13 protein-coding genes are annotated in these 19765 nt (G+C 63.0%); 2 read left to right on the top strand and 11 right to left on the bottom strand.

Going from position 1 to position 19765, the window contains the following annotated elements; all coding sequences use genetic code 11:
• Positions 1-26 precede the first annotated feature (26 nt).
• From rpoB to FMA36_RS09880, 11 genes are all read right to left on the bottom strand, one after another.
• Positions 27-4199 (bottom strand): DNA-directed RNA polymerase subunit beta, encoded by a 4173-nt coding sequence (gene rpoB, locus FMA36_RS09930; protein WP_159262187.1) that lies wholly within the window; start codon positions 4197-4199, stop codon positions 27-29.
• Between the two features lie 256 nt (positions 4200-4455).
• On the bottom strand, positions 4456-4830 hold the full coding sequence (rplL, locus tag FMA36_RS09925; RefSeq protein WP_078524563.1) for a 50S ribosomal protein L7/L12: 375 nt from the start codon (positions 4828-4830) through the stop codon (positions 4456-4458).
• A 102-nt stretch (positions 4831-4932) separates the two neighbouring features.
• The gene (gene rplJ, locus FMA36_RS09920) at positions 4933-5451 is read right to left on the bottom strand and encodes a 50S ribosomal protein L10 (RefSeq protein ID WP_078524564.1); all 519 of its coding nucleotides are present in this window, start codon (positions 5449-5451) and stop codon (positions 4933-4935) included.
• A 281-nt stretch (positions 5452-5732) separates the two neighbouring features.
• A complete protein-coding gene (gene rplA / locus FMA36_RS09915) occupies positions 5733-6428 on the bottom strand; it encodes a 50S ribosomal protein L1 (protein WP_159262186.1) in 696 nt (231 codons plus the stop codon).
• A gap of 5 nt (positions 6429-6433) precedes the next feature.
• Positions 6434-6868, bottom strand: a complete 435-nt coding sequence (gene rplK / locus FMA36_RS09910) for a 50S ribosomal protein L11 (protein WP_010513094.1) — start codon at positions 6866-6868, stop codon at positions 6434-6436.
• 106 nt (positions 6869-6974) lie between these two features.
• Positions 6975-8618, bottom strand: coding sequence for an efflux transporter outer membrane subunit (locus FMA36_RS09905; RefSeq protein ID WP_408885613.1), 1644 nt, complete (start codon positions 8616-8618; stop codon positions 6975-6977).
• Entirely contained in the window at positions 8615-9901 is a 1287-nt protein-coding gene (locus FMA36_RS09900) for an efflux RND transporter periplasmic adaptor subunit (RefSeq protein ID WP_159262185.1), read from the bottom strand. Before FMA36_RS09900 ends, FMA36_RS09905 begins: the two co-directional genes overlap by 4 nt.
• Positions 9898-13086, bottom strand: coding sequence for an efflux RND transporter permease subunit (locus FMA36_RS09895; protein WP_159262184.1), 3189 nt, complete (start codon positions 13084-13086; stop codon positions 9898-9900). Before FMA36_RS09895 ends, FMA36_RS09900 begins: the two co-directional genes overlap by 4 nt.
• A gap of 159 nt (positions 13087-13245) precedes the next feature.
• Positions 13246-14643 carry a sensor histidine kinase gene (locus FMA36_RS09890; protein ID WP_159262183.1) on the bottom strand — a complete coding sequence of 466 codons (1398 nt, stop codon included), beginning with the start codon at positions 14641-14643 and terminating at the stop codon, positions 13246-13248.
• A complete protein-coding gene (locus FMA36_RS09885; protein ID WP_159262182.1) occupies positions 14633-15370 on the bottom strand; it encodes a response regulator transcription factor in 738 nt (245 codons plus the stop codon). The genes FMA36_RS09890 and FMA36_RS09885 overlap by 11 nt, the downstream gene beginning before the upstream one ends.
• A gap of 51 nt (positions 15371-15421) precedes the next feature.
• Positions 15422-16738, bottom strand: a complete 1317-nt coding sequence (locus tag FMA36_RS09880) for a DNA recombination protein RmuC (RefSeq protein WP_159262181.1) — start codon at positions 16736-16738, stop codon at positions 15422-15424.
• Positions 16739-16983: 245 nt separating this feature from the next.
• Between FMA36_RS09880 and dctA the strand changes: the two genes are divergently transcribed.
• Positions 16984-18345: a C4-dicarboxylate transporter DctA gene (gene dctA / locus FMA36_RS09875; RefSeq protein ID WP_159262180.1), complete on the top strand. Its 1362-nt coding sequence runs from the start codon at positions 16984-16986 to the stop codon at positions 18343-18345.
• 50 nt (positions 18346-18395) lie between these two features.
• Positions 18396-19697: an MFS transporter gene (locus tag FMA36_RS09870; RefSeq protein ID WP_159262179.1), complete on the top strand. Its 1302-nt coding sequence runs from the start codon at positions 18396-18398 to the stop codon at positions 19695-19697.
• Positions 19698-19765 lie beyond the last annotated feature (68 nt).

The raw sequence follows: 19765 nt of genomic DNA, 5'->3' as shown, positions 1-19765 counted from the left end.
GACCGACGTGCAACATGCCGACCGGATCAGTTACCGCTCTGTTCCAGGTCAACATTCAGGCCAAGGGACTTCAGTTCCTTGATCAGCACGTTGAAGCTTTCCGGAATACCGGCCTCGAAATCATCCTGCTCGCGCACGATGGCCTCATAGACCTTGGTACGACCGGACACGTCATCCGATTTGACCGTCAGCATTTCCTGCAGCGTGTAGGCCGCGCCGTATGCTTCGAGCGCCCACACTTCCATCTCACCAAAGCGCTGCCCACCGAACTGCGCCTTACCACCCAGCGGCTGCTGGGTCACCAGCGAATACGGACCGATGGAGCGGGCATGGATCTTGTCATCAACAAGGTGATGCAGCTTGAGCATGTAGATGTAGCCAACCGTGGTCTTGCGCTCGAACGGCTCGCCCGTGCGCCCGTCGATCAGCTGCGACTGGCCGGACTTGTCCACGCCGGCGCGGGTCAGCATCGCCTCGATGTCGGGGATGGACGCGCCATCGAACACCGGGGTCGCAATCGGCACGCCCTTGCGCAGGTTACCGCACAGCTCGAGCAGCTGGCCATCGGTCATGTCACTGATCTGCTCGTCATAAACCGCGTCGCCATAGACCGACTTCAGTTCATCAAGCAGTTCCTGCCGCTTTTCGCCCGTGCGCTGGTAGTCATTGGCCAGCTGGCCAATCTGGCGGCCGATATTGGCGCACGCCCAGCCCAGATGCGTCTCGAGGATCTGCCCCACGTTCATGCGCGAAGGCACGCCAAGCGGATTGAGCACGATATCAACCGACGTGCCATCCTCAAGGAACGGCATGTCTTCCACCGGCACAACGCGCGAGACGACACCCTTGTTGCCGTGACGGCCGGCCATCTTGTCACCCGGCTGCAGCTTGCGCTTCACCGCGACAAAGACCTTGACCATCTTCATCACGCCCGGCGGCAGTTCGTCACCACGCTGCAGCTTCTCGACCTTGTTGTCGAAGCGGGCCTGGATCTTGGCCACCGCCGCGTCGAACTCACGGCGCAGCGTTTCAAGCTCCGCCATGACCTCATCGGACACGACGGTGATGTTGCGCCACGCGCCACGCGGATGCTCGGACAGAACCTCGTCCGTGATCTCGGTGCCCGAGCGGATGCCCTTGAAGCCGGCACCCGCCGTCTGGCCGATCAGGTGCTCGCGCAGACGGTTGTAGAAGGAACGCTCCTGAATGGCGCGCTCGTCATCACGGTCCTTGGCGAGGCGTTCGATCTCGGCGCGCTCGATGGCCATCGCGCGCTCGTCCTTGTCCACGCCACGGCGGGAGAAGACGCGCACGTCCACGATGGTGCCGGTCGTGCCGGGCGGCAGCTTGAGCGAGGTGTCACGAACGTCGGACGCCTTTTCGCCAAAGATGGCGCGCAGCAGCTTTTCTTCCGGCGTCATCGGGCTTTCGCCCTTGGGCGTGACCTTGCCGATCAGGATATCACCGGGGTTCACTTCCGCGCCGACATAGACGATGCCCGCCTCGTCGAGGTTGCGCAGGGCTTCCTCGCCGACATTGGGAATGTCGCGCGTGATTTCTTCCTGACCCAGCTTGGTGTCACGGGCCATGACCTCGAATTCCTCGATATGGATCGAGGTAAACACGTCATCGCGCGCGATCCGCTCGGAAATCAGGATCGAATCTTCGAAGTTGTAACCGTTCCAGGGCATGAACGCGACCAGCACGTTGCGGCCCAGCGCCAGCTCACCCAGCTCGGTGGACGGACCATCGGCAATGATCTCGCCCGCACGCACCTGGTCACCCACGCGCACCAGCGGACGCTGGTTGATGCAGGTGGACTGGTTGGAGCGCATGTATTTGCGCAGGCGGTAGATATCCACGCCCTGCGTGGCACCACCCTCATCGGTGGCGCGCACCACGATACGCGCGCCGTCGATCTGGTCCACCACGCCATGGCGGCGGGCCACGATGGCGGCACCGGAGTCGTGCGCCACGGCCGCTTCCATACCCGTGCCGACCAGCGGCGCATCCGAGCGCACCAGCGGCACGGCCTGACGCTGCATGTTCGATCCCATCAGGGCGCGGTTGGCGTCATCGTTCTCGAGGAACGGGATGAGCGCTGCAGCGACCGAGACAAGCTGCTTGGGCGAAACGTCGCAGGCGGTCACTTCGGTCGGGGGCACCTGGCGGAAGTCGCCGCCACGGCGCACGGAGACCAGATCATCGGTCAGATGACCCTGCGCGTCCTGCTTCGCATCGGCCTGGGCGACGATCAGCTTCTCTTCTTCCATGGCGGAAAGATATTTCCAGCCATCTTGAAGCATGCCGTCCTCGACCATGCGGTACGGGGTCTCGATAAAGCCGTACTTGTTCACCTTGGCGTAGGTGGCCAGCGAGTTGATCAGACCGATGTTCGGGCCTTCCGGCGTCTCGATCGGGCAGATGCGGCCATAATGCGTCGGGTGCACGTCACGGACTTCAAAGCCCGCGCGCTCACGCGTCAGACCACCCGGGCCAAGCGCCGAGAGGCGGCGCTTGTGCGTCACTTCGGACAGCGGGTTGGTCTGGTCCATGAACTGGCTGAGCTGCGAGGAACCGAAGAACTCACGCACGGCAGCGGCGGCAGGCTTGGCGTTGATCAGGTCATGCGGCATGACCGTATCGATATCGACCGAACCCATGCGCTCGCGGATGGCGCGCTCCATGCGCAGCAGGCCAACGCGGTACTGGTTTTCCATCAGTTCGCCCACGGAGCGGACACGACGGTTGCCAAGGTTGTCGATATCGTCGATCGCGCCGCGGCCGTCCTTCAGCTCGCACATGATCTTGACGGTGCGCAGGATATCTTCCTTGCGCAGCACGCGCACCGTGTCAGGCACGTCCACGCCAAGGCGCATGTTCATCTTCACGCGGCCCACGGCAGACAGGTCGTAGCGGTCGGGATCGAAGAACAGGCCGGAGAACATCGCTTCCGCCGTCTCGGGCGTGGGCGGCTCGCCTGGGCGCATGACACGGTAGATATCGGTCAGCGCTTCCTCGCGTGAGGCGTTCTTGTCCACCGCCAGCGTGTTGCGGATCCACGGGCCATTGGCCGCGTCCACCGCCAGCGTGGTCAGCGTGGTCAGACCTTCGCCCTCGAGTTCCTCAAGCTTCTGCTCGGTCAACTCGTCGCCAGCCTCGGCATAGATCTCGCCGGTGTGCTCGTTGACGATATCGCTTGCAATGAAGCGACCGATCAGCCCTGCCGGGCCGACGAGCACTTCCTTGGTGGTCTCGGCAATCTTGCGCACCATGCGGGCGGTCAGCTTGGCGTCGGCCGGAGCCACTTCCTCGCCAGTCTGGGCATCGATCAGCGGCTCGAGCAGCTTCTGGCCACGGAAGGCATCGGCATCGAAACGACGCGCCCAGCCCTTCTCGGTCTTGGTGAACTCCACCTTGCCATAGAAGTAGGACAGGATCTCATCAGGGTCCATGCCCTGGATTTCCATCGACTCCACATCCCCGCCCTCGGCAGCCTTGGCAGCACGGGCGGCCTCGGAGGCGGCGCCTTCAAGTGCGTACAGCAGCGTCGTGACTGGCAGCTTGCGCTTGCGGTCGATGCGGACGTAGATCAGGTCCTTGCTGTCGAACTCGAAATCGAGCCACGAGCCGCGATAGGGAATGACGCGGGCAGCAAACAGGAACTTGCCCGAAGAGTGGGTCTTGCCCTTGTCATGGTCAAAGAACACGCCGGGGCTGCGGTGCATCTGGCTGACGATGACGCGCTCGGTGCCATTGATGATGAACGTGCCGTTATCGGTCATGAGCGGCATGTCGCCCATGTAGACCGGCTGCTCCTTGATATCACGGATCGAGCGCGACCCGGTATCCTCATCCACATCCCATACGATCAGGCGCAGGATCACCTTCAGCGGAGCGGCAAAGGTCAGCCCGCGCTGGATGCATTCCTCGACATCGTATTTCGGCTCCTCAAGTTCGTAGCTTACGAACTCGAGACGCCCGCGCCCCGCGAAATCATTGATCGGAAAGACGGAACGGAACACTTCCTGCAGGCCCGTCGGCGTCCGGCTGTCGGGCGCCACATTCATCTGAAGGAACGTTTCGTAGCTTGCCCGCTGCACGTCGATCAGATTGGGCATCGGAGCCACTTCGGGTATGTGCCCGAAGCTCTTGCGGATGCGTTTGCGTCCCGTGAACGATTTCGTAATCGCGTTCATCGCCTATCCAGCCCCCATCCACACAGGCCCGCACGGTCGTGACACGGTCATGTCACGCGGACTGCGCGGCCCTTGAAAATCTTTGGCAGATCGACCGGACCTGAGTCCGGCCAACCCTTCACTACCGCCAAAGGCACCCGAAGCCTCGCGGCCAGGGTGCCTGTAACGCCCAAGGGGGCGGAAACCAGACGGTTTCCACCCTCACCTGAACAATCAGCCTGAGTGCGTCATAAACGACGCATCCCGATTGGCCAACTTATTTGATTTCGACCGAAGCGCCGTTGTCTTCAAGGGTCTTCTTGATCTTCTCGGCTTCATCCTTGCTGGCGCCTTCCTTGATGGTCTTGGGCGCGCCCTCGACCAGGTCCTTGGCTTCCTTCAGGCCCAGACCGGTGATCGCACGGATTTCCTTAATCACGTTGATCTTCTTGTCGCCGGCCTTGGTCAGGACCACGTCGAACTCGGTCTTCTCTTCTGCCGGAGCAGCGCCAGCACCCGGAGCGGCAACAGCAACAGCAGCCGGAGCAGCGGCGGAAACGCCCCACTTCTCTTCGAGCAGCTTGGACAGCTCAGCCGCTTCCAGAACGGTCAGGGCGGAAAGGTCTTCAACAATCTTGTTCAGATCGGCCATGATATTGGTCTTCCTAATTTATACACTGGTTGGCACGACACAATCCCGTTTTTAGGGAAAATGCCGTTTTGTTGATAGCCCGGCGGGCCGGGCCATGGGGTCTCAGGCGGCTTCGCCCGTCTTGGCATAGGCACCAAAAACCCGTGCAAGCTGTCCGGCCGGCGCCTGCAGCACGCCTGCGATCCGCGTAGCGGGGGTGGAGATAAGCCCCACCAGCTGCGCGCGCAGAACGTCAAGCGACGGCAGTTCGGCCAGAGCCTTGATGCTTTCGACGTTGAGCGTCTGGGCACCAAGCGATCCGCCGAGCAGAACAAGCTTGTCATTGGTTTTGGCGAACTCGACGAGCACCTTCGCCACGGCTACCGGTTCATCCGCCCACGACAACGCGGTCGGCCCCTTAAGCAGCGGCTTGATGCCTTCGAACTGGGTCCCTGCCAGGGCGAGAGAGGCCAGCCGGTTCTTCGCGACCTTGTGTGTAGCTCCAGCCGCACGCACGCGACGCCGAAGGTCCGTCACATCAGCCACGCTCAGCCCGTCATTACGGGTGACAATGACCATGGACGTTTCAGCGAACACGGCTGCGAGGGAGGCAACAAACTCCCGCTTCTCCGTACGGTCCAAATCCCGTCTCCATCATCACCTGCCAGCCAGGGCCAGCAGGTAGGGTTTACCCTGGGGATGCGCCGACAGGCCGGCGTCATCCCGGTTCGCCTGTCCTTTTAACGGAACAACCAGTGTGGGCTTTCGCCCCGATCCGGCAATCCCCGTCTTCCGGCTGCGGCCCTTTTCAGGGCCATCAAGGCTTGCGCCACATCCGGTCATGGACAGGTTCGGAAACTGGCGGCCAGGCCGCCAGCCCCTGTCCCCTCCCCCTTAGCGGGAAAGGGTCATTCCTTGGTTAATCAGCCAGCCGTGAAAGCGGCGACATCAACCGTAACACCCGGCCCCATGGTGGAGGACAGGGCGATCTTCTTCACGTATGTGCCCTTGGCACCCGTGGGGCGGGCCTTCTGCACGGCATCCACGAAGGCGCGGATGTTCTCGGCAAGCTTGGATTCGTCAAACGAAGCCTTGCCAACGCCTGCATGCACGATACCGGCCTTTTCAGCGCGGTATTCAACCTGGCCGGACTTGGCTGCGGAGACCGCGCCCTTCACGTCCATGGTCACGGTGCCCAGCTTGGGGTTGGGCATCAGGCCACGCGGGCCGAGGATCTTGCCCAGACGGCCCACGAGCGCCATCATGTCCGGCGTCGCAATGCAGCGGTCGAAGTTGATCTCGCCAGCCTGCACCTTCTCGGCGAGGTCTTCCGCGCCAACCACGTCGGCACCGGCTGCCTTCGCTTCCTCGGCCTTGGGGCCACGGGCGAATACGCCAACGCGCAGGGTCTTGCCCGTGCCGTTGGGCAGGGACAGCAGGCCACGGACCATCTGGTCGGCATGACGCGGGTCGATGCCGAGGTTCATGGAGATCTCGACCGTCTCGTCGAACTTCGCCTTGGCGTTGTTCTTGATCAGGCTGATCGCCTCATCGAGGCCATACTGCTTGGTGGAATCGACTGCGGCGCGGGCTGCGGTCAGACGCTTGTTCTTTGCCATTGTAATCAGCCCTCCACCACGTCGAGGCCCATGGAGCGGGCAGAACCTGCCAGCATGCGCACGGCGCCGTCGATGTCGTTGGCGTTCATGTCTTTCTGCTTCGTCTCGGCAATCTCGCGCAGCTGCGCAATGGTCACCTTACCAACGCTCGCAGCCTTGCCTACGGTCGAGCTGCCCTTGGAGATCTTGGCAGCCTTCATCAGGAAGTAGGTGTTCGGCGGGGTCTTGGTAATGAAGCTGAACGTACGGTCGGCATAGGCGGTAATCACGACCGGGATCGGCATGCCGGGCTCGAGGCCCTGCGTCTTGGCGTTGAACTCCTTGCAGAACTGCATGATGTTCAGGCCGCGCTGACCGAGTGCCGGACCAACCGGCGGTGACGGATTCGCCTTGCCGGCGGGGATTTGCAGCTTGATGTAGCCAACGATTTTTTTGGCCATATCCGGGGCTCCTGACTGTTTCACCCGGACCGCGGTTCTGGTGGCCACCCGTCTGCCCGCATGGACAGGGCGGGCGACCTCCCGCGTTCCGATAAGAGGCGCGCACCTACCGCTGTTTTGGGGTGCCTGTCAAGTCTTTGTCATGAAATCCGCTGCCGGACAGGTCAAAGGACTCGGGGCCGTTATCGACGCTGACCCCGCTGACAGCCTTGGGCATGCGCAGATGGTTATACTGCATGACATCAAACGGGCGGATCTGCTTGTTATTGGGCAGCTCGGCCGTGCTCCAGCCGCCACCGAGCGAGCGGATGAGTTCCACCTGCGCCTGCATGTAGCGGGTCTCGACCTGCACCTCGGCAATACGGGCCTGAAGGGCCGCAACCTGCGCCACCACCACATCAAGGTAATTGGTCAGGCCACCGGTATAGAGCTGCATTGTCATGTTCTGCGTGCGCATGGAGGCCTGCACGGCCTCGGCCTGCTGGCCTGCCTCGATATTGAGGTCATGCGTCATGCTCAGCCCGTCTTCAACGTCCTTGAAGGCATCGAGCACGGTGGCGCGGTACTGGTCTTCGGACTGCCGGTACTGCGACCAGTTGCGTTGCAGCTCCGCACGCCGCAGCCCCCCCTGGAACAGTGGCAGCACCGCCTGGGCGGCATAATTGTACATGCCGTTGGCGATCTTATCGAGCGTGAAGCCGTTATCCATGAAGCCGGCCATCGCGCTAAAGGTCACGTGCGGATAAAACGCCGCGCGTGAAATGCCGATGGCCCGGTTGGCCGCCGCCATGTGCCGCTCGGCGCTGGCAATGTCGGGCCGCCGCTCCAGCAGGGTCGAGGGCAGGCCTACCGGAGTCTTTACCTTGGGGAAGCTGATCTGCGCACGCGGCGCGATATGGAAGCTGGAAGGCGCCACGTTGCACAGGATGGCAATGGCATGCTCCATCACCGCGCGATGGGCCTGCAGGTCGGTATCGGCCGCCTGGGTAGAGGAAAGCTGTGTCTGTGCGCGCGACACGTCAATGCCTGCCGCGATCGCGCCCGCCTGCCGCATTTTCGTAATCTGCACGGCGGTCTGGTAGTAGCGGATCGAGTCGAGATAGACGGCGTGCTGCGCGTCCATGCCGCGCAGTTGCATGTAGTCATTGGCCAGCTCTGACTGGATGCTCAGCCGGGCCACCGCAAAATCTGCCGCTGCCGCCTGCGCCATGCGCTGCTGCACCCGCCTGCGGTTACGGATGGCCGACCAGAAATCCGGCTCCCAGCGCGCCGTGGCGCTGTACTGCTCGGATGACATGTAGATCGGCCCTGTCGAGCCCATGCCACGCCACAGCCTGTGATTGGAGGCCTGGTTGTTCGACGCCCCGGCGTTGCCCGATATCTGCGGATACAGGTTGGATTGCGCCTCGGCGGCGATGTCACGCGCCTGGGTGAAGGTTTCCGCATCGGCCTGCAGGTTGGGGTTCATGCGGCTGGCGCGGTCCTCGAGGTCATCGAGGGTGGAGTCGTTGAAGACGCTCCACCAGTCCCCACGCGGCGCGCCATCCTGCGGCGTGCCGTACTGCATCAGGCTGTCGCCCTTCCAGTTATCGGGCAGAAGATAATGCTCGTGGCGGTATTTGGGCGCCAGATCCACGCACCCGGCCAGGCTGCCCGCAAGGGCGGCGCATCCGGCCAGAGAAAGCATACGGCGCGAAAGCATGCGACGGGACAGGATATGGCGTGACCGGCTGCGCGGCGCTGCACTCATTGACGCACTCCCGCGTCACTTGCACTGCTGTCTCCTGCTGGCATGGCCCGCACGTCATCTCCCTTGCCCACGGCGGTCGACGCCGTGGCGCCAGCGTCGTTATAGCCGGGCGTTGACCCGACCAGATAGACCTTCTGGCCTTCCAGCAGCCCTGCCGAGGGGTTGTTCACAATCCGGTCCTGCGGGCCGATGCCCGCCAGAATCTGCACTTTGGTACCCAGGTTCGTCCCCACCGTTACGTTGCGCAGGCGGATGCGGTCGTCCTTGTCCACGATCGCCACCTGCATGCCCTGCGCGCGGAATACGAGCGCGCCTTCAGGCACTATCAGGATATCGGGATCGCCGGGTGCGACAAAGTGTACATTGGCGTAAGAATCCGGCCACAGCTCGCGCTTGTCATTATCGACCACCAGTTCGGTGGTCACGGTGCGGGTGCCTGCGTTGAACGCCTTGGCGGTGGCGAGGAACTTGGCCTTGAACACCCGGCCAGGATATTGCGGCACCGACACATCACCCTCGAGCTTGGGGCTGATGATATCGGCATAATCCTGCGGCACGGATACGAACACGCGCATACGGTGCACATCGGCCACGCTGAACAGCTCGGTGGCCGTGCCGCGTGAGGAAACATCGCCGCCGCCCGCGTTCACGTAGTCGCCCACATCGGCAAGGCGGGTGGTGACCACGCCATCAAAGGGGGCGACAAGCTGCTTGAACCCGATCAGGGCCGCATAGCGCGAGACTTCGTGGCGGGCGGCCTCCACCTCGGCCTGACGCGCCTCGGCATCGGCGGCCTGCACGTCCACCTCCTGCTGCGAGACGGCCTGCGTGCCCTGCAGCGCGCGCCAGCGCTTGGCCGTGATCTGTGCAAGGCGGTAACGCGCCATCGCCACATCGAAATTGGCTTTTGAAGCCGCGTATTGCGCATCAAGGCCCGGCGTATCGATGGTGGCGAGAATCTCGCCAGCCTTCACCTTGGCGCCGATATCCTTGTACCACATCTGCACATAGCCCGAGACCTGCGCATAGATCGGCGCCTGGTACCATGCCGAGATGTTGCCCGGCAGGTCGAGCGTGCGGGTGGTGGGGCCTTTTTCAGCCGTGATGACCTGCACGCGCGGGATGGCGGCATCCTGCGCCGCCTCCCTGAGGTTGGAGACATGGATGCGCCGCTCAAGAATGCCCCCGGCAACGATGGCAGCCACCACAACCCCGCCAAGGGTCACGTACAGCCGCCCACGCCTGGACATGCGCGGCGTCTGGTTTTCCCCTGAGGCGGTCATGCGTGTTCTCCTTCGCCGACGGCGGCTTTCTTGGACTTTCTGGAATGGATCAGCGCAAACACGCACGGCACGAACAGCAGCGTGGCGCAGGTGGCCACCAGCAGCCCCCCCATCACCGCACGCCCGAGCGGCGCATTCTGTGAATTGCTCAGCGACATGGGCAGCATGCCGATGATCATGGCCGAAGCCGTCATCAGCACCGGGCGGATACGCTCGTAGCCCGCCTCGATCGCGGCTTTCACCGCATCGCCATGCACATCCATCCGCTCACGCGCAAACGACACGACAAGGATGGAGTTGGCCGTGGCCGTGCCCATGCACATGATCGCCCCCGTCAGCGCCGGAACCGACAGCGCCGTGTGCGTGAGGAACAGCGCCCACGCAATGCCGCCAAGTGCGCCGGGGAGTGCTGTGATGATGATGAACGGGTCAAGCCACGACTGGAAGTTGACGACAATGATCAGGTACACCAGCAAAATCGACATCGCGAGGCCGCCGATCAGCTGGGTATAGGCCCCGTTCATGGTCGAGGCCTGGCCGTAGATGGTCAGGCTCGAGCCCTGCGGCAGTTCCTTGCGGGTTTCATCCACCACGCGCTCGACCTCACGCGAGACGGCGCCAAGGTCCAGCCCCTCGTTCGAGGCATAGATGTTGAACACGGGCATGATGTTGTAGTGCGACACCTCGCCCGGCGTGCCGGTCTGCACGATCTGGCTCAGGCCGCCAAGAATCTGCGGTGCTTTGTCGGACGGGTTGCCATCGCCCTTGTCGATGGGAATGGTCTCGAGGTCGTTCATGGTCTGCAGGAACTGCAGCGGCGTCTGGATATCGACCAGGTGCGAGACCCCGGTCTTGGGGTCGAGCCAGTAGGTTGGCGCCACCTGCCCGCTGCCCGACAGCACTGCAAGCGCGTTATTGGCCACATCCGATTCCGTCAGCCCCGTGCCCAGCGCGTAGGTGCGGCGCGCATTGACGCGCAGCGTGGGCGTGTTCAGCGGCTCCTGCACCGACACGTCGGCAATGCCGGTGACATGGCGAAGCTTCTCGGCCAGCTTCTCGGCAAAATCGAAATTGTCATACAGGTTGCGCCCCGAGACCTGCACGTCGAGCGGCGCAGGCAGCCCGAAATTCAGGATCTTGGCGGTCAGGTCGGCAGGCATGAAGGTGATGTCGGTGCCGGGGAATTTCTCGGCCAGCCCCTTGCGCAGGATGCCGCGGAACTTCGCCACCGGCGCTTCATCGTCCTTCAGCGTTACGGTCAGGTCACAGTCCTGTGCGCCGACAGTGGGCGTGGGGATGAAGGCCTGGTTGAGCGGGCTGAACGGCAGGCCGCAGTTATTGACAATGCCCTCGACCTGACCGGGCAGCAGGCGTTCGATCTCGCCATTGACCAGCATGGCGATCTTGCCGGCTTCTGCAATCTTGGTGCCCATGGGCGCGCGCATGTGAATGGCGAGCGCATTGGAATTGATCTCGGGGAAGAAGTCCTGCCCGGCAAACAGCAGCAGGCCCAGCGAGGCAAACGCCCCGATGCCAAAGATCGGCACGAAGCGCCCGCGGATAAGCAGCAGGTGCTCAAGCAGCGCCCTGTAGCGATTGCGGAAGGTGACGAAACGGCGCTCGAAACCCTGCTGGAAGCGACCAAAGATATTGGTCGGCTCATGATGCCCGCCCTCCGCCTTGGCCTTGGCATGCGCCGCGACCTGGGCTGCGAGCATGTATTTGGCCATGGTCGGCACCAGTGTGCGCGACAGGATGAACGACGCGATCATGGCGAAGATGATGGCTTCCGCCATGGGCATGAACAGCCAGCCCGCAACGCCCGTGAGCTGGAACAGCGGCATCCACACGATACAGATGCATAATGTCGAGACGAAGGTGGGAATGACGATCTGGTTGGCGGCATCGATGATGGCCGTTTCCAGATCCTTCTCCATTTCCAGATGCGCGTCGATGTTCTCGATCATCACTGTCGCATCATCCACCAGAATACCCACGGCCAGCGCAAGGCCGCCGAGGGTCATGACGTTGATGGTCTGGCCCGCAGCCCCCAGCCCCACGACCGAGCACAGCATGGCCAGCGGGATGGAGGTGGCGATGATCACGGTCGATCGCCACGAGCCGAGGAACAGCAGCACGACAAGACTGGTCAGCAATGCTGCGGTGCCCATTTCCTGCACCACGTCGCGCACCGCCTCCTTCACGAAGGTCGAGGCATCGCCCAGCACGGTAATATCAACGCCGGGCGGCAGCGTACGCACGATGGAGGGCAGCAACGCCTTGATCCCGCTCACCACCGAGAGCGTCGAGGCATCGCCGCTCTTCATGATCACGATCAGCACCGCCTGGTGGCCCTTGACCAGCACCATGTTGGTCTGGGGTGGCCCGCCTGCATGCACCCATGCCACATCGCGCAGGTAGACGACGGAATTACCCTCCTGCTTGATGGGCATGTTGTTGAAACTGGCGATCTCCTCAGGCGAGGCGTTGGTCTGCACCATCCAGTCAAACGCGCCGATCTGCTGGTCGCCTGCTGGCAGCACGATGTTCTGCTTGCTCAGCGCATTGCCGATATCAGTGGCCGAAAGCCCGTGGGCGAGCAGCTTGCTCTGGTCGAGATCGACCATGATGTTGCCCGGCTGGCCACCATAGGGGTTGGGGATGGCCGCCCCCGCGACCGAGACCAGCGCTGGCCGGATCAGGTTGGAGGACATGTCGTAGATCTGCGACGCCGTCATGGAATCCGATGAAACCTGCAACGTCAGCACCGGCACGGACGAGGCATTGTAGGTCAGCACCAGCGGCGGCGTCATGCCCGCGGGCATCTGCTTGATGACGGTCTGGGAGACGGCGGTGATCTGCGTCTGCGCCACGGCGGTATTGGTGCCGGGCTGGAAGAACACCTTGACGATGCCACGCCCGTAATAGGACTGGCTCTCGATATGTTCGATATTGTTGACCGTGGCGGTCAGGGCGCGCTCGTAATAATAGACCACGCGGCCGGACATGTCTTCGGGCATGAGGCCGGTATAGGTCCAGCAGATCGCCACCACGGGGATGTTGATGCTGGGGAAGACATCGGTTGGCGTGCGGAGCAGGCCACGGACACCGAACACGACGATGAGAATGGACAGGACAACAAAAGTATAGGGCCGCTTGAGCGCGGTAACGACAATACCGTTCATGCGCGACCTGTTGCCCCCTGCCCTGTCGGCAGGCCCGGGCTCATGAAGCGCGTGCAGGGCGCTCCGGGCCGGGACAGGTGGTGTTCTTGCATCTCTCGTCTCCCCGTCTGTCCATTCGGTGTTAATGGGGGTGCGTCAGGTGGCAAATGAAATTTCAATTTAGTTTCCGGCCTGCACCACACAAAAAGGCGGAAAAATTATGTTCATGGTGACACCGGGCAGCCGCTCGTGCACACGCGTGGGCGTAATGTCGAGCTGCGCATGATGCAGCGCCACAATGGCGGAGACCAGGCTAAGCCCCAGCCCTGATCCAGGAATGTGGCGGCTCTTGTCCGAGCGGTAGAAACGCCCTGTCACCGCCTTGCGCTCGGCTGCCGGGATGCCGATGCCCGTATCGCTTACCTGCAGCAGGGCGCACTCCCCGTCCATGGCGGTATGAATTTCAACCCGGCCGCCAGCGGGGGTGAATTTGATGGCATTGTCCACCAGGTTGGCCAGTACCTCGATCAGGAGGTCGCGGTCGCCCTGCACCTTGATCGGCACCTCACGGGCGGCACAGGCCAGGATGATGCCCTTGGTTTCGGCTATGGGTTCATACAGATCGACAATATCGGCCACCAGCGCATCAAGGTCCACCGTGCCGAATCCGGCCCGCCTGCGCCCGTTCTCGATCTCGCCTATGCGCAGCAGCGCGGTGATGATGGCAAAGGACTGGTCAAGGTCATCAATGGTGCGGGCAATGACATTACGCAGCGCCTCTGCCGAATGGTCGGCATTGAGCGCGCGATCAAGACGGGCGCGCACGCGGGCGAGCGGCGTGCGCAGGTCGTGGGCGATGTCGTTGCCCACGTCGCGTATTTCATCAAGCAGCTGCTCAAGGCGGTCGAGCATGCGGTTGACGCTGCCCGCAAGGCGCTGGAGATCATCATTCTGCCGTCCCGCGGGCAGGCGTTCGTGCAGGTCACCCTCCATGATGCGGTCGATCGCCTCATGCATGTCCTTGACGCGCGAGAGGGCGCGGTGGCTGAGGATGATGCCGGTAATGAGCGCGAACAGCACGGTCGGTACGATCGAGACCAGCATGGAATGCCGCATCATCAGCCGCAGTTCGGTGCGCATCTGCCGGCTGCGCCCCAGCACCAGGTAGCGCCCGCCGGGCACGCTCACGGCCACCATGCGCAGCACGGTGGCCGAACTGCCCCCCGTAGCCTCGGGGGCTATGACGTGCACACGCCCGTCGGCCACAAGCCCCGTGGGCCAGCTATGCAGGTCACCCACGATATAGTGCTGCCCGGCATCGAACAGGGTGGTGGCGTTCATGATGATGCGCAGGTCATCGGTGGCGCGGTCGCGTACCTGCTGCTCCAGCGCCGCAGGTGTTTCGCGCTGCAGGATGCCCGCCTCGCGCAGCAGGAGCAGGTCGGAGCGCTTGGCCTCGAACACGCTGGCCTGGCTGTAGCCAAAAAAGAACTGCAGCGCCGCCGAGCCGATCATCGCCGCCACCACCGCCAGCGTGAGGCGAAAGGTGGCGGTGCGGAACAGCTCGTTACGAAACACGCAGCATGAACCCCGCGCCGCGGATGCTCTGGATCAGGGGCGGCCGGCCCGTTTCGTCAATTTTGCGGCGCAGCTTGCCGATATGCACATCCACGAGATTGGTCTGGGGAATGAAGCGGTAATTCCACACATCCTCGAGCAGCATGTTGCGCGTGAGCACCTGGTTGGGGCGGCGCATGAGGTATTCGAGCAGCCGGAACTCACGCGGCAGCAGGTCGATCAGCACGCCATCGCGCCGAACGGTGCGGGTGATGAGGTCCATCTCCAGCGGGCCTGCGCGCAGCATGGTGTGGCGCGAGGTATCGGGGCGGCGCAGCAGGGCCTCAAGGCGGGCGGCAAGCTCCTCCATGGCGAACGGCTTGGTCAGGTAGTCATCGCCCCCCGCCTTGAGGCCGCTCACCCGGTCATCCACCGCCGAAAGGGCAGAAAGCACCAGCACCGGCACATACACCTGCCGCTCGCGCAGGGTCTCGATCAGCGTCAGGCCATCGAGTTCGGGCAGCATGCGGTCAACGATCATCACATCGAAATGCGCGTTCAGCCCCATGGACAGCCCCGCCGCCCCCGAGAACTCGTGCTGCACCACGAAGTGCCGGCTTTCCAGTTCCTCAATCACTTCCTGCGCGATCTTGCCATCATCCTCCACCAGCAGCACGCGCGGCGTAGCCTCGGGCCGGGGCACCGTGGGCATGGGATCAGGCGGCAGATTTTCAGACGGAACATTCATCACCTGCCCCTTATGCCGCGTGCAGCAAAATACGGCCAATTAAAATCAATTTCAGCGAGAGGCAGCACCTTCGTGCCCCCATCGCGCCGTCATGTCGCCCTGCGCGTCCGGGTCAGGAGGCATGGTGGATGAATCGGGTGCGGCCGCATCCTGCGTATCGATATCAAGTTCGCGCAGCCTGCGGCTGACAAGCCCCGTGCGGCGACGCGCCTCGTCAATGGAGGATGACATGGCGGATGCATTGCGGGCCAGTTTTTCCAGCACGCCATCCATGCGCAGCATTTCCTGTCGTGTGGCACCCAGCAGGCGGGCAATGTCATCGGTGCGGCGTTCAAGGGCGAGCGTGACATATCCAAGGTGGATGGTGCGCAGCATGGCGGGCATCAGCCCCGGCCCCATCACGATCACGCGGTAGGTGCGCCCGATTTCATCAAGCAGGCCCGGAATCCGCGCCACCTCGGCATACAGCCCGTCGGTGGGCAGGTACAGCACCGCGAATTCCACCGTAACGGGCGGCACGATGTATTTGGTGGCGATCTTGCGGGCCTCGATGCGCAGCGTGGTTTCAAGCGCGCGGCGGGCGGCGCGCTCGGCATCGGGGTTGCAGTCCTCCACCGCCTGCAACAGGCGCTCATAGGCCTCGGTCGGAAATTTGGAATCAATGGCCAGCACCGGCGGTACGGTGGCGCGCACTGGCATGCGCACGGCAAATTCCACCACCTCGCGGCTGTCATCGCGCAGGCGGCGGTTGGTGTCGTAGCTGCCTGCGGGCAGCACGTCATCGAGAATGGTGCGCAGTTGCGCCTCGCCCCAGCCGCCACGGGTCTTGACGTTGGAGAACAGTCGCTTGAGGTCGCCCACCTGCGCGGTCATGGCCGAGACCTCGCCCATCGCCTTCTGCATCGCGCCAATCTGCTCGAGCACACGCTGGAAGGAGGTCTGCATCTGCTTTTCCACCGCCTCGTGCAGGCGCTCGTTTACGGCGGCGCGCAGTTCATCGCTGTTGCGCCGTCCCTCCTCCGCCATCTCGCGCAGGGATTCCGACTGCGTCACGCGCATCTCGGACAGGTCGCGGCCCATCATGCGGGCAATGCGGTTGAAGGTCTCGGTCAGTTCCTGGTGGCGCTGGTCGAAGCGGTTGGAGAGCGCGCGCTCGATCTCGGCCATGCGGGCGCGCTGGGCTTCGTTCTCGGCCATGCGGGCGGCGGTCTCACGCTCCATCATCACGCACAGCCGCCCGAGCAGTTCCGCATCCTGCCCAGCCCCCATGAAAGACAGCCTGCGCAGCACGATAAACGACATCAGGCACGATATGACGGCGCATAGCAGCCCGATCCAGATAACGGGCGACGCGGACAGATCAGCCATGATGCACGGACTTCCCACAACAAAGAACAAACCATGACCGTGCCCTGTCATGTGCCTGATGTAAAGTCATCATGTTTTTTTGGAATATCTGGCAACCGATGATATGCACCGACCGAAACGATCTGCATCTCACCTGATTTTCAGGTTCGCGCCGCGCCAAAACCCACTAGCGTGCCCCCGGCATGCCGCCACTCCGCCCGTTTGCGGCACATAGAACCGACCCGACCCCAAGGACCCGCCTTACCATGCCCAAGCCAACGCCGACCTGCCCGCAGGGCCAGCCCGCGCGCGGCAGATCCCTGTTCACCAGCCTGTATGCGCAGGTGATCATCGCGGTGGTGGCGGGCATTGCGCTGGGGCATTTCTGCCCGCATGCGGCGGTGGCCCTCAAACCGCTGGGGGATGGCTTCATCCGCCTGGTCAAGATGGTGATCCCGCCGGTGATCTTCCTTACGGTCGTGACGGGCGTTGCGGGCCTGTCCGACCTTGGGCAGGCGGGCAGGCTTGCGGGCAAGGCGATGGTCTATTTCCTCGCATTCTCCTCGCTTGCGCTGGTGGTCGGCATGATCGTAGCCAACGTGGTGCAGCCGGGCGCGCATATCCACGCCAGCCCCGCAACGCTGGATGCGCACGCGGTGGCCGCCTACACGGCAAAGGCGCAGGCGCATTCGTTCAGCGATTTCCTGCTCAACATCATCCCCGATACGGTAGTCAGCGCCTTCGTGTCGGGCGACATATTGCAGGTGCTGCTCGTTGCCATCCTGTTCAGCATCAGCCTGTCGCGCATGGGCAGCAGGGGCCACGCCATCCTGACCCTGCTCAAGCAGCTGACGCAGCTGGTGTTTGGCGTGGTGCGGCTGGTCATGTACGCAGCCCCCATCGGGGCACTCGGCGCAATGGCCTTCACCATCGGCCGCTTTGGCATTGGCGCGGTGCTGCATCTTTTCTTCCTGGTGGCCACATTCTATGCCACCTCCGCCCTGTTCGTGCTGGTCATTCTTGGGGTTGTGGCGCGGTGGAACGGGTTTCGCATCCTGCCGCTGCTGCGCTACTTGCGCGAGGAACTGCTGATCGTGCTGGGCACGAGTTCCTCTGAATCCGCCCTGCCCACCCTCATGACCCGGCTCGAAAACGCAGGCTGCGCGCCTTCCGTGGTCGGGCTTGTGGTGCCGATGGGTTATTCCTTCAACCTTGATGGCACCAACATCTACATGTCACTCTCGGCCCTGTTCATTGCCCAGGCGACCGACGTGCATCTGGGGCTGGGCCAGCAGCTCAGCCTGCTGCTGGTGGCCATGATCAGTTCCAAGGGGGCGGCAGGTGTTACGGGGGCCGGTTTCGTTACCCTTGCGGCAACACTGGCGGTGGTGCCTGACGTGCCGGTGGCGGGGATGGGGCTGATTTTGGGCATTGACCGGTTCATGTCCGAATGTCGGTCACTGACCAACATCATCGGCAATGCGGTGGCGACCATCGTGCTGGCCCGGTGGGAGGGCGCGCTCGATACACAACGCCTTGCCGCCGCCCTGTCGGGGCGGATCAGCGATGCGCAGGCCGATACACCCGTCCTTGGCGCTGAAGACCAGCCCCGGCCTACCATTCACTGACGCCCCGCTTTCCTTTTCGCCTCTCCATTTGCGTCCATAGGGTTCATACCATGCCTGTTTTCAAGCCCCAGACCGGCGCACTGACCACCGCGCAGAGAATACGAAGCATTGTTGCGGGTTCATCGGGCAATCTGATCGAATATTACGATTGGTACGTCTATGCAGCATTTTCCATGTATTTTGCCCATTCGTTCTTCCCGCCCGGCAACCCCACGAGCGAGTTGCTGCGCAGTGCGGCGGTGTTTGCCATCGGCTTCCTGATGCGCCCGGTAGGCGGCTGGCTGATGGGGCTCATGGCCGACCGCCATGGCAGGCGGGCCGCACTCAGCGTGTCAATCATTGCCATGTGCGCGGGCTCGCTCGCCATTGCCCTGTGCCCGACCTATGAGCAGATCGGGCTTGCCGCCCCCTCCGTGCTGCTGCTCGCCCGCCTGTTGCAGGGGCTGAGCCTTGGTGGGGAATATGGGGCGAGTGCGACCTATCTGTCCGAAATTGCGCCCCCGGCCCAGCGCGGGTTTTATGCCAGCTTCCAGTATGTCACGCTGGTGATGGGGCAGTTGCTGGCCCTTGTGGTGCTGCTCGCACTGCAGTTCGTGCTGCTCAGCCCGGCACAGCTTGGCACATGGGGCTGGCGGGTACCGTTTGGCATTGGTGCGCTGCTGGCACTGTCCATCCTGTGGTTCCGCCGTGGCATGGCCGAGAGCGAACAGTTCAGCGCCGCCACCAAGGACAGGAACGCCCATGGCGGCCTGCGCGTGCTGCTGCACCACCCGCGCGAGGTGCTGGGCGTGTGCGGCCTGACGCTTGGTGGCACGGTGGCGTTCTATACTTTCACCATCTACATGCAGAAATATCTGGTCAACACGGCGGGGCTGGCCAAGGAGCAGTCCACGCTGGTCTCCACTGCATCGCTCTTCGTGTTCGCGCTGATCCAGCCCGCCTTTGGCGCGCTGTCAGACCGGGTGGGCCGCAGGCGGCTGCTGCTGTCCTTTGGCGTGATCGGCTGCCTTGGTACCGTGCCGCTCATGGAGGCCATTTCCACCGTACATTCGCCGCTGGCTGCCTTTGGCCTGGTTACGGCGGCACTGATCGGTATTTCGGGCTACACGTCGATCAACGCGGTGGTGAAGGCCGAACTCTTCCCCACTCGCGTGCGCGCGCTTGGCGTGGCACTACCCTATGCGCTGACCGTATCGGTGTTTGGCGGCACGGCGGAATATGTGGCGCTGTGGTTCAAGCAGATCGGGCATGAAGGGCTGTTCTACTGGTATGTGACCGGCTGCATCGCCTGCTCGCTTCTGACCGTGCTGTTCGTGCTGCCCGGCCATGACCGCATTACGCCAGAAGACTGAAATCAAAATAAAAGATAAAAGTTTCTGGGTGCCGCCTTTTTACAAAAAAGGCGGCTTTTTTTTGAAGC

The sequence above is a fragment of the Komagataeibacter xylinus genome, from assembly GCF_009834365.1.
Lineage (GTDB): Bacteria > Pseudomonadota > Alphaproteobacteria > Acetobacterales > Acetobacteraceae > Komagataeibacter > Komagataeibacter xylinus_D.
The sequence above is the reverse complement of the archived record's forward strand: the minus strand, read 5'-3'. Positions and strand labels throughout refer to the sequence as shown.